Annotated in this window: 1 pseudogene; it reads right to left on the reverse strand. The window is 69.8% G+C overall.

Going from position 1 to position 824, the window contains the following annotated elements:
* A pseudogene (locus tag JMF86_RS34885) lies at positions 1 to 824 on the reverse strand (acetyl-CoA C-acyltransferase); the annotation flags it as partial.

Raw genomic sequence — 824 nt, forward strand, 5'->3', positions numbered from 1 at the left:
GCGCCAGCGGCGTCAGGCCCAGCGCCGCCGCCTTCTGCGCCGACATCACCAGCACCGCCGCCGCGCCGTCGTTCAGCCCCGACGCGTTCGCCGCCGTCACCGAGCCGTCCTTCGAGAACGCCGGCTTCAGGCCCGCCAGCGATTCCGCCGTCACGCCGTGACGCACGAACTCGTCGGTCGCGAACTGCAGCGGCTCGCCCTTGCGTTGCGGAATCGACACCGGCACGATCTCGTCGTCGAAGCGCCCGGCCTTCTGCGCGGCTTCCGCCTTGTTCTGCGACAGCGCCGCGAACGCGTCCTGCTCTTCGCGCGTGATCCCGTATTCCTTCGCGACGTTCTCCGCCGTGATGCCCATGTGGTACTGGTTGTACACGTCCCACAAGCCGTCGACGATCATCGTGTCGACCAGCTTCGCGTCGCCCATCCGGAAGCCGTCGCGCGAGCCCGGCAGCACGTGCGGCGACGCGCTCATGTTCTCCTGGCCGCCCGCGACCACGATCTCCGCGTCGCCCGCGATGATCGCGTTCGCCGCCAGCATCACGGCCTTCAGGCCCGAGCCGCACACCTTGTTGATCGTCATCCCCGGCACGGCCGTCGGGCAGCCCCGCCTTGATCAGCGACTGCCGCGCCGGGTTCTGCCCGGAGCCGGCCGTCAGCACCTGGCCCATGATCACTTCGCTGACCTGCTCGGGCTTCACGCCCGCACGCTCCAGCACCGCGCGGATCACCGTCGCGCCCAGTTCGGGCGCCGCAATCTTCGCGAGCGAGCCGCCGAATTTGCCGACCGCGGTCCGCGCGGCCGATACGATCACTACATCCGTCAT

This window comes from Burkholderia sp. E168m15, assembly GCF_016586105.1.
Classification (GTDB): domain Bacteria; phylum Pseudomonadota; class Gammaproteobacteria; order Burkholderiales; family Burkholderiaceae; genus Burkholderia; species Burkholderia orbicola.